Source organism: Prevotella aurantiaca, from assembly GCF_015262605.1.
Taxonomy (GTDB): Bacteria; Bacteroidota; Bacteroidia; order Bacteroidales; family Bacteroidaceae; genus Prevotella; species Prevotella aurantiaca.
The window spans coordinates 1-11576 of sequence record NZ_JABZSJ010000072.1 but is presented as its reverse complement, the minus strand read 5'-3'; the positions used below and the strand labels follow the sequence as shown (position 1 = coordinate 11576).

At 37.1% G+C, this 11576-nt stretch carries 10 protein-coding genes; 1 reads left to right on the top strand and 9 read right to left on the bottom strand.

Annotated elements, in window-relative coordinates; genetic code table 11:
• Nucleotides 1-46: 46 nt before the first annotated feature.
• The 8 genes from HXN26_RS10025 to uvrA form a co-directional block, all read right to left on the bottom strand.
• Entirely contained in the window at nt 47-415 is a 369-nt protein-coding gene (locus tag HXN26_RS10025) for an HU family DNA-binding protein (protein WP_273161062.1), read from the bottom strand.
• Nucleotides 416-831: 416 nt separating this feature from the next.
• A complete protein-coding gene (locus HXN26_RS10020; protein WP_273161061.1) occupies nt 832-2886 on the bottom strand; it encodes a BspA family leucine-rich repeat surface protein in 2055 nt (684 codons plus the stop codon).
• 519 nt (nt 2887-3405) lie between these two features.
• Nucleotides 3406-4923 (bottom strand): glycoside hydrolase family 10-like protein, encoded by a 1518-nt coding sequence (locus HXN26_RS10015; protein ID WP_273161060.1) that lies wholly within the window; start codon nt 4921-4923, stop codon nt 3406-3408.
• 61 nt (nt 4924-4984) lie between these two features.
• Nucleotides 4985-5401, bottom strand: coding sequence for a hypothetical protein (locus HXN26_RS10010; protein ID WP_025001272.1), 417 nt, complete (start codon nt 5399-5401; stop codon nt 4985-4987).
• 31 nt (nt 5402-5432) lie between these two features.
• A complete protein-coding gene (locus HXN26_RS10005; RefSeq protein WP_273161059.1) occupies nt 5433-5846 on the bottom strand; it encodes a hypothetical protein in 414 nt (137 codons plus the stop codon).
• Nucleotides 5847-5931: 85 nt separating this feature from the next.
• Entirely contained in the window at nt 5932-6483 is a 552-nt protein-coding gene (locus HXN26_RS10000; protein WP_273161058.1) for an RNA polymerase sigma factor, read from the bottom strand.
• Between the two features lie 35 nt (nt 6484-6518).
• Complete coding sequence (locus HXN26_RS09995) at nt 6519-6830, bottom strand: T9SS type A sorting domain-containing protein (RefSeq protein WP_273161057.1); 312 nt, start codon at nt 6828-6830, stop codon at nt 6519-6521.
• A gap of 243 nt (nt 6831-7073) precedes the next feature.
• Complete coding sequence (gene uvrA, locus HXN26_RS09990; RefSeq protein ID WP_273161056.1) at nt 7074-9923, bottom strand: excinuclease ABC subunit UvrA; 2850 nt, start codon at nt 9921-9923, stop codon at nt 7074-7076.
• Nucleotides 9924-10107: 184 nt separating this feature from the next.
• Here uvrA and HXN26_RS09985 point away from each other — a divergent pair, with 184 nt between their 5' ends.
• Nucleotides 10108-10773: a hypothetical protein gene (locus tag HXN26_RS09985; protein ID WP_014710002.1), complete on the top strand. Its 666-nt coding sequence runs from the start codon at nt 10108-10110 to the stop codon at nt 10771-10773.
• Between the two features lie 243 nt (nt 10774-11016).
• On the opposite strand, the gene HXN26_RS09980 is transcribed toward HXN26_RS09985, so the two are convergent.
• Nucleotides 11017-11576: transposase (locus HXN26_RS09980; RefSeq protein ID WP_273161055.1), on the bottom strand; the 560-nt coding region annotated here is incomplete at its 5' end.

Genomic DNA, 11576 nt, shown 5'->3' with positions numbered 1-11576 from the left:
TGTCCATTACTAAAATCCGTGAGCTTTTCAGCCTACCAAATGTCCATTACGCCACGTTCTTTAATTCTCTGAATTTTGCTGTAGGTGTAAATAGAATTTGCGTCTTAGTAATACATTCCGTTGGTTTAAAATCTTCTTCCTTCTCCACTACTTTTGATAAGAAGGTTGGACGGAACTTGCCTAGTGGACCAGCATTAACAATATATCCTTGTGAACAAAACTCGTTGAGCACATTACGAAACTTGTAGAAAACAGCAGCAATATCTGCTTCTCCAATAGTAGAATCTGCTGTCATTCGCTCACAAAGTTGTTCAAAAGAGATGTGTTGTTTCTGACAAACTGCACTTGCCACAAACATTTCCTTACCTTTAAATTTACCTACACTCATTTTGCGTTTATTCAATGAATAGTCCATAATAATAGATTTTAGTTTGTTTAGATACTTAGAGTGTGATTTGCTCCTCATCTCAGCAGAAGTTTTCACACCAATATATGTTACAAAGTTAATGAAAAGATTTTTGTTTATGAAACATACAATGTTTTTTATGACATCTGAAATTATACTTAAAATCGAATTATAGTGGTTTTTACATGAAACGATGGAACTTTTTAAGTAAAATCATCGAACTTTTAATTTAAAATCATGGAACATTTAAAGAAGAAAGATATATGGTTTTAGTAAAAATAAACTATCAAAACAGATATAAGAAATTACAAAAGTTTAATCGTTTACTGAACTAAAACATTTCCTTTCAATATTTTAATTTGTAGCAAAACAAAAGCCGTCTTTGCATTTAGCTAAGGCGGCTTATCTTATCATTTTCGGTTATTTTATTGTAATATCTTTTGTGTTGTTCCGTCGCTCATGTGTACGATATTTACACCTTTTTGCAACTCTGAAAGTTTCTTACCATCAAGAGAATAGATTGCTACAACTTGCGAATCTGTAGCTGTATTTGGTTTAGCAATTCCAGTAGAATTTTTCTTTGTGAAATATCCTGTATCCGGATTTGCCATTTTAACATCTACTTTATATTCATTGTATGCTACGGCACCTTTAAGTTTATTGCAATAGCCAAACATACTTTCTGATTGTCCACAATTCCATGTGTAGTCGCAATAGATTGTTGTCATTTCTTCACAACCAAAGAACATTGAAGCCATATCAGTTACCTTGTCCAACTTGAAGTTTGAAAGGTCAAGCGAGGTAATGGCGTCGCAAGAGAAGAACATTGTGTTCGTATTGGTTACGTTATCGGTATTGAAGTTTGAAAGGTCGAGTGTGGTGATCTTTCTACAACCAGAAAACATTCCGCGCATATTAGTCACATTTTCTGTATTGAATTTAGAAACATCAATGGTTTCCATTAACATACAATACTTAAACATCGCACCCATATCAGTTACTTTTGCTGTATTGAAACCCGTAAGGTCTACTGAAGGAAGCGAAGTACAATAGAAGAACATAAACGACATATTAGTTACGTTCTTAGTATTGAAACTTTGAATTTTAAGCGAATTAAGAGCTTTGCAATATGCAAACATTCCGTACATATCAGTTACATTCTCAGTATCAAAGTGTGAAAGATTGAGCGTAGGAAGGGATTCGCAAGAGAAGAACATTCCGTACATATCTGTAGCTTTTGATGTTTTGAAGTTTGCAATATTTAAAGTTGTAAGAGCAGTACAACCAGAGAACATTCCTTTGAATGTAGTTACTTCAGGAGTATTAAAGCTTAAAAGGTCTAGAGTAGTAAGAGCTTTACAGTTTGCAAACATACCATACATAGTTACAACCTTCTCTGTGTTAAAATTAGAAACATCAAGTGAAACGAGTTCAGAACATGAAGAGAACATAGAAGTCATATCAGTTACATTTCCTGTATTGAATTTAGAAAGGTCTAGAGTGGTAAGAGCTGAGCAGTTTGCGAACATTCCGTTCATATCTTCTACTTTCGCAGTGTTGAAATGAGAGAGATCGAGCGAAGGAAGAACGATACAACTTGCAAACATACCATTCATATTCGTTACGTTCTCAGTATTGAAGTTTGAAATATCAAGCGATTTAAGCGCACCTAAACCAGAAAACATTCCCTTCATGTTAGTAACTTTTCCTGTTTTGAAATTTGAAAGATTGAGAGAGGTAAATGCTTTACAATAGAAAAACATTACACCCATATCGGTTACATTCTCTGTATTGAAGTTTGAAATATTAAGCGAGGTTAGTGTAGTACAGCAGAAGAACATTGCGCGCATATCTGTTACTTTTGCTGTGTTAAAATTAGAAAGGTCAAGAGAATTAAGTCCTGCACAGAAATTAAACATAGAATTCATATCAGTTACATTTTCTGTATTGAACTTAGAAACGTTGAGCGAAGTAAGCGAAGCACATTCAGAGAACATTGAGTTCATATCTGTAACCTTCGCTGTATTAAAATGTGAAAGATCTACTGCAGGTAGAGCATCGCAATGGTAGAACATATGCGACATATTAGTTACCTCTGACGTATTAAGATTTTCCATTCCCTTAATTACTTTCAGAACTAAATAGTGGCCAAACCAGTAGCTTGTGTTTGTTGGCTGATAGTCCTTGAACGAAGCATCGAAAACAGCTGTAGTAGTAGTCTTTTCTTCGTTCTGCGAATTTCCTGCCCAAACAGGAATCTCAGCACCACTTTCTAATGTCTGCTTAGCATTAATGTCATAAATAATTCCTTTTCGGTTTGCTTTCTGATCATCGTAATAGAAAGTCATAACCTTGCTATCAAGGTCTTTTTGCACATAGGCTTCTTTACTTTGTGCATTTGCCTGCTGAGATAAAGCAAACAATGCAACAAACAGCATGACGAGTACTGGATACGTCTTCTTAAATAGGTTGTTCTTCATTGTTTTGGTGTCTCTCCATGACTCTCTCTATTAGAGAGAGAACGCATTGCCGAGACCGGAGCGTTTTGGTTATTAATTGTTAACTATGTCTCTAAAATTTTGTGTTAAATATATCTTGTTCAGTTCCTTTTTATCTAGATGTTTCTCAAATATCAAATTGTCATCGAAATACTCAATATTATGCAAAAGGCTCCACCTCTACCTCCTTTGACAGAGATATAGGCGGAGCCTTCAGTAAATATATTTGGTCAAACATAGGACAAATAGCATGAGAGCTATTCAAGCGCCTAAGAAGTCCTTCAAATAAATGAGAGCACATATTGACAAGCGTACGAGGCATACATATTTTTTTGTTCCGAGAAGGAACATGTAACCTTGCTAAAAGTAACCTCGTTAGTGCTATCATCATTATAATCTAATTTGGTCTGAGCGATTGTTTTTATTCAGCTGCAAATATAAGTTTTTTCTTTGAAAATTGCAAGGAGAAAAGTGAATAAACTTAAAATCAGCGCTTCATAATTACAACTTTACTTTCTTTTTCTTACCTGCACTTTCATTACTCATGCGATCAAGTGCGGTTACAACATAAGTATATTTTGTTTCACCATCATTTAACTTGAGTTTTAATGCTGTTTGATAAGTGATTGCTACAATTTTTGCAGGGTTGTCTAAATCAATATCTTCTCCTGGCCCAAACTTATAAATAACATACTTATGTGCTTCATCTTTCCAACCACTTCCCTTAGGGGCTTTCCAATGTAAAATACAGCCATCATCAGACCAACTTACTTTCAATGAACGTGGTTTTTTAGGAGCTTCATCATCAATAAAAGGCATCAAAGGTTGTAAAGCTGGATAACGCCAATAATTAGTCTGAAGTACCTTAGCATAATTGCCTGGATTTTCAACTACCGATGCAGCATACCATAAAACTGTACCTTTGACATTCGTAGACATTTCGTGTAAACGATGCTTTGCTGGTAACTGATGCGAACTTGGATTTTGTGGGTCTGCTGCTTTAACCGTACGTAACACATCTTCTCCAATATATAATGGACGATTTGCTGCATAGCGATTCCACCATGTTATGAGTTCTTTGTAATCGGCTGCCTTATTACCTATTTCCCAATATATCTGTGGAACGCAGTAGTCCACCCAACCATTGTTTACCCATTTCAATACATCTGCGTAAAGGTCATCATAGTTTTGCAATCCATTAGTCTTACTACCAATGTTTGGGGCACTCTTTTCATTTCTATAAATTCCAAAAGGCGAAACACCAAACTTTACCCAAGGTTTAACTCTGTGAATAGTTTCGCAGAGTTGCTTAATAAACATATCAACATTATCGCGACGCCAATCTTGAATACGACCGAAGCCTCCACCATAAAGACTGAATTCTTTTAAATCAGGAATACGCTGTCCTTCAGCGGGGTAAGGATAGAAATAATCGTCTATATGCAAACCATCTACATCATAACGTTGTAAAATATCTGTTACAATATTACAAATGTAATTTCTATTTTCAGGAATACCTGGATTGAGTATTTTAAGCCCATCATAATCAAAAACCCTTTCAGGATGTTGAACTGCAATATGGTTTGAAGCAAGTTGCGTTGTATTCTTTGTTTTTGCACGATAAGGATTTATCCATGCATGAAGTTCCATTCCACGACTATGACACTGCTCTATCATCCACTGTAAAGGATCCCAATAAGGAGTTGGCGCTGCACCTTGCCTTCCTGTCAAGAACTTACTCCATGGTTCATATTTGCTGGGATAAAGCGCATCACACTCGGCACGAACTTGAAATATAATAGCATTGACACCCATCTGCTGTAGCTTATTAAGCTGCGAAATGAGTGTTTGTTGCATTTGTATAGTTCCAATGCCTTGGAATTGTCCATTGACACATTGAATCCACGCTCCCCTAAACTGATGTTTCTTAGGAAGGGTTGCAGAAAAAGAATAACTACTTGTAAAAAGTAAAAACAAGATAAAAGCTACTTTTACAAATTGCAAACGATATAATTTCATTGTAAATTATGTATTAATTCTAATGGGTTAGTAATTCTTTAATTCTATTTATAAGACTGACTTACCTTTGCCGTGCTGCATTACTAAAAGATTGTTTATGAAAGCGTCTTTCAGCCTTTAAGACTTCATTGAGTTTTACTGCAGAAATTACTTCTAACATCTTTATATGATATTTTTTTTCTATTTGTTTAATCTGCATATGCAAATCATCAATTTCTAATATCGTATTCTTTGCACTTTTATTATTTTGCGGAGTGCTGCTTTGTAATTTCCGTAATTGCTTGTGGAGTGTTCGTTGCTTTGAAATCATCTCATCGTAAATCGGCAAAAGCTTTGTAGATTCTTTTTCTGTTAAATTTGCTGATGTTACAATATATTGATGCAGTTCGGCTTTAAACTTCTCAGGGTTAAACTTATTTTGTGCCAACAAACTAATAGCACTAACAAAAGCTATAATAATTATTTGTGTCCTTTTCATTATCAATAAGCTATAAAGTATACACTTTCATTTAATTATCAGCCAAATAAGCATATACATCATCGTTATCAAGCATCATGTATTCTGCGGCTTCTTCTAAATATTCTGTATTGTCAGAGTTTTCTTTTGTTGTTGAAATCGTAGTTTGGGTCAAAACATTGTTTCTTTGTGCTGTTGCCTCGTTTCTTTCATTTTTAAAGAAATGCATTGCTACTGCACCAATAAGCATTATTCCAACAAAAGAGGCTGCAATCATCAATGGGCGTAAGCGCTTGTAAAAGATAGCTCCATTCTTATGACTACATTGCTTTTCAATCGATTTTTTTGTATTCTCTGATGCAATTTGCGACATAACTCGCATTTCCAAACTATCAAAATAACCATCAGGCAACTTAAAAGGCCGCCTGTTCCCAAATTTTGAAAGTAATTCCTTTTCTAATTCCATCACAATTAATATTTACTTGCTAATGTTTTGTTTTTTGATAGTTTGACGCAGATGATTCACTTTCGTTTAACTCAAATTTAAAATCTTATTCGTGAGCTTTAATATATTGCGATATTTTCTTTACTGCAATATGGTACGATGCCTTCAAAGCTCCTTCACTTGTACCAAGAATTTCATGAATCTCCGGATACTTTAATTCATCGTAATATTTCATAATAAAAACTGTACGCTGAACTTCTGGCAAAGAAGAGATAGCTTCCTGTAAAATAGCTTGTCCTCTATCTCCATCAAAATAATTATCTGCTAAAAGATTGTTAGCTATGTTATTATTGACATTATCAGAACTTAAAGTATCTATTCTTTTTTTATTTCTCAAATAGTCTAAAGATTCATTAATAGCTATACGATACAACCATGTAGATATCTTCGATTTTCCTTCAAAGCTTTCTATGTTTTTCCACGCTTTTAAGAAAGTATTTTGCAAAACATCATCAGTATCGTCATGCGATAAAATGTAGCTTCGTATTTTCCAATACAAAGTCTTACTATATATATTTATCAATAAGGCAAATGCCTTATTACGTGTTTTAGGCTCTGCTAATGCTTTAAGGAGTTCAGTTTCTTCTATCTGTCGCACAACACAGAAGCAAATTGATCAACAAATAAGTAAAATTAACGTATTGAAATTTTACGAACTACTTTCCCAACCTTTATAATGTAACAGCCTTTTGGCAAATTAAGATTGTAACGTTTATCTTGTCCATCTATTCTCATGCTCATAACACAAACACCTGTCACATTATAAATCTGCAACATTTCATCGTTTGCTCCTTCAATACGAAGAACAGAACCATAAACAGAAATAGAAACAGTATGAACATCTTGTTCTATCATTTCCAATGAGGTATGAGCCTTAACTGTTGTTGGCAATGCAAAACCTAAAAGAGTTGTAGCTAACAAAAAAGTATATATTTTCTTAATCATACGCATGATATCTTTGATATGCAAAGATAATAATTTTATTTAGAAAAATAAGCTTTTTAATCATCTTAATGCGGCTTTAATGTTTATTAACTCATCATGCTATCTTCCGAGAAATAGCTTTATATCAATCATTCATCTCTGTTTTAGAAATACTCCTATTTCTCTAAAATTCTATTCTAACATATAAATTTTATGTTAGAAAAATTAAACTTATTATAGATTTAGCAGCAATCATTCATTTTCTTACTTAAACTTTTCTGCAAGATATTTACCCGTCAAACTATTTTTATTATGCACTATCTCTTCAGGTGTACCACTTGCAATGAGTTTACCACCATTATCACCTCCGTCTGGTCCAATATCAATGATATAATCTGCACACTTTATTACATCAAGGTTGTGTTCAATAACAAGCACCGAATGTCCCCTCTGTATGAGTGCATCGAAAGCTTTCAGTAAACGTTTTATATCGTGGAAATGTAAACCTGTGGTTGGCTCGTCAAAGATGAATAACGACGGTTCCTGTCGTTCCTTACCTATAAAATAAGCAAGTTTTACACGTTGGTTTTCACCGCCCGAAAGTGTAGAAGAACTTTGCCCTAACTTAATATAGCCCAACCCTACATCTTCCAATGGCTGTAAGCGAGTAACGATTGTTTTCTGCTTATTGGCGGTAAAAAACTGTATTGCTTCGGAAACCGTCATATCCAACACGTCGTTAATGTTTTTCCCAGCAAAGGCAACATCAAGGATTTCTCGCTTAAAGCGTTTGCCATGGCATTCTTCACATTCCAAAACCAAGTCTGCCATAAACTGCATTTCGATGGTAATTACTCCTGCGCCCTTACACTCTTCGCACCGTCCACCATCTGCATTAAACGAGAAGAACTGGGGAGTATAGCCCATTTGTTTTGAAAGTTGCTGCTCTGAAAACAGCTTTCTGATTTCGTCGTATGCCTTCACATAGGTTGCAGGATTAGAGCGCGAACTCTTCCCAATTGGGTTTTGGTCTACAAATTCCACGTGCGCTATCTGCTCCAAATCACCTGTAAGTGAAGCATATTCACCAGGCAAATCGGTTACTTCATCAAGGCGACGCTTCAATGCGGGATAGAGTGTTCCCTTTATTAGCGACGACTTTCCGCTTCCACTGACGCCTGTTACAACTGTAAAGACGTTGAGCGGTATTTTGGCATCTAACCCTTTCAGGTTGTTCATTCGGCAACCTTTTATTTCAACAGAAAGATTCCAAGGGCGACGACTCTGCGGCACTTCAATGGTTTCTGCAGCGGTAAGATATTTTATCGTGTACGAATCGGCGTGTGCTTTCAACAAGTCTGCTTTATTTGCATCGTTGATTTCGGGCACAACACCATTATATACTATATGCCCACCCAATCGTCCTGCATCTGGACCGACATCAATAAGATAGTCTGCCGAGCGTATTAACTCTTCGTCGTGTTCCACCACAATTACAGTATTTCCGATGGCTTGCAACTCTTTCAAGACGTGGATAAGACGGTCGGTGTCGCGACTATGCAACCCGATACTTGGTTCGTCCAAGATGTAAAGCGAGCCTACCAACGACGAACCTAACGATGTTGTAAGATTGATACGCTGACTTTCGCCACCACTGAGACTGTTTGATTGGCGATTCAATGTAAGATAGCCAAGTCCGACATCTACAAGAAACTGAATACGGTTGGTTATTTCCAACATCAATCGTTTACTAATGTTTCTCTCTTGCTCTGTCAGCTCTATATTATCGAACCATTCCTTCAAGTTTATAATTGGCATTTCCACCAAGTCGGTGATAGCCTTTCCAGCTATTTTCACCCAAGTAGCTTCCTTTTTCAATCGCCGTCCGTGGCAATCGGGGCAGATAGTCTTTCCTCTGTATCGGCTCAAGAGGACACGATACTGTATCTTATATTGATTGTCTTTCACCATTTGGAAAAAAGAATCTATACAGATACGGTCGGAAAGCGGATTGACGGCTTCGCTTGGCAGTCCATGCCACAGTTGGTCTTTCTCTGTTTGCGACAGTTCAAAATAAGGCTTGAAAATAGGAAAATTATCCTTTGCAGCCCGACGGCAAAACTCATCGTGCCACACCTTCATCTTCTCGCCATGCCAACATTGCACACAACCCTCGTAAACAGAAAGTGAACTGTTAGGTATTACCAAACGTTCGTCGATGCCCATAATACGTCCAAAGCCTTCGCAAGTAGGACAAGCTCCCAGCGGAGAATTGAACGAAAACATATTGTCGTTAGGATCTTCAAACTTAATACCGTCAGCCTCAAAGCGCGTAGAAAAGTCGTAAGAGAGTTTCGATGGGAAGAACATCAGCCTCAACATACCATCGCCTTCGAAGAAAGCAGTTTCGCAAGAGTCGATAAGGCGCGAGATTGCTTCCTTGCTATCATCAACCGAAAGGCGGTCGATAACAAGATAAATGCTTTCTACCCCTTCTATGTCCTTCTTGTCGTGCGCTTCTATCCAATCTTCAATGCGCACAATCTCGCCATCTACATAAATGCGCGCATAGCCTTCTTGTACTTCCATCTCAAGCTGCGCCGTAATACTCCTACCCTCACGAACGTGCAAAGGGGCAAGAATACAGAACTTTGTACCAGCAGAATAGCTTTGCACTTTCTGTATAACATCTTCCACGGTGTGTCGTTTCACCTCTTCTCCCGTCGCAGGATTAATGGTTCTGCCTATTCGTGCATAAAGCAATCGCAGATATTCGTATATCTCTGTCGAGGTACCGACCGTAGAACGAGGGTTACGTGATATAACCTTTTGTTCTATTGCAATGGCAGGTGGAAGTCCTTTTATAAAGTCTACTTCGGGCTTTGCCATTCTGCCTAAGAACTGACGGGCGTATGCCGACAAGCTCTCAACATACCTGCGCTGCCCTTCCGCATAAAGCGTATCGAAAGCCAACGACGACTTACCGGAACCTGAAACACCAGCTATAATGACGAATTTCCCACGTGGAATCTTCACGTTTACATTCGCCAAGTTGTTTACTCGGGCACCTTTTACTTCTATATAACCGTCTTCTTGTTTATTCTTTTTATCCATCTGCTTGGGTAAGTCTATCTTTTTTGCCGTACAAAAATACAAAAAACTTTTGGTATCTTCCTTAAAATCTCGTATATTTGCACTATGTTGATTCCGAAATAAAATAACTGCGGTTATATATAATAAGGAATAAAGAGAGAACAAACGCAATGTCTGACTTACATAATGATAAGGAGAGATAGATATGAAAAAGCAGAATAACATCATACACAACTTTGCTGACCCTGTTGAAGAACGACAGATTAGACATTTCGCTTGCAAGGAAATGGGCAGACAAATACACCGTTACATTAAAGGTATGCGCGGTTCGAAAGCGCAAATGCTGCGTTTTGAAGATTCGTTGGAGAACCTCTCGTTAGAAGAAAGAGAAAAAGCGATAGCACTTTACTTGGACTTAAACCGCAAGGCACTGAAAGGACTTGACATGAAAATGGTGTTGGTACGGTCGGTTGCCAACTATTCCGATACCTTTGAATACCTTGTTACATTGGTGAACGATAAGCGCAAGATGGTAAACTATCTGAACTTATTGAAAGAAACATACATTCAATACCACCAAGTAATCGAAAAAGACGGCAAGTTCGGCATCGTAGATTATCAAGGAAACACCATACTAAGTCCGAAATACGAGTTTGTCCGCACGTGCTACGTGTATGTCGATGACTTGCGCACAATGCCGATTATAGCACAGTTAGACGGAAAACTGGGACTGGTATTACCTGACGGAAAAGAAACATTGGTTACACCTTTTAAATACGACCGCATTTCGCTCAGAGAAGAACCACCCTACTTTGAAGCCGAATACGACGGCAAGAAAATACTCTTAACAACAGATGGCGTAGAGAAATAATAGAAGCAAGCACATCAAGAACCGAGAAGTTCAAGATGTGCTTGCTTTTTTATAATAGCATTTTAAAGTAATTCAATACCTGTTGATACTTTATGCGGAAAAGCACACCGTTTCGCTTTTCTCAGTAGAAAGAACTCTTTAGCTCCCTACACCGTAAGCCTTCCATTCCTCATTTCAGAAACAGAAAACGAACCATAAAGCTGTAAATATTTTTCACAACAGTAAGTGTTACATAGTCGTTCCTTAAAAACTATATTTCAGCATAAAGCTTGTATTGACAAGCTCTATGCTGATTCTTTTTATAAGGTCCAAAAGAACTCTCATAGCTCTTTTGAAGTTATATGCTGCTGCAGCTAATAATACATTGATAGCATCTCCTTTCACACCTTTATAAAAGTTGCGAGATAATCGGTGGTCTGCTTTAAGATGTCCTATCGTTGGCTCTATACCAGCTCGTTTACAAAATAGTTTGTGTTTCTTTCTCTTTTGGTAGTAGCTGTCTTTAGCTTTAGGAGTGTCAGGGATGAGTATCTTTGTCTGCCCAATCTGCTTTATACCTCTATACCCTCTATCTCCTGCTAACTTATCAACCTTCCTTCCTGTCATTCTTTGGGTTTGTTCTAACGCCTTTTCGATAGTATGCCCATCATATTCATTCCTAAAAGAACATGCACCAAGAATAAGTCCTGACCATGAGCGAAGAATAGATACTTTATTGCCAAACTCATATTGCTTATGTTCCTTACCTTTGCTGATGCAAACTACATCTGGTTCGTGCAGAGAATATACTTTGTTCTTTGACT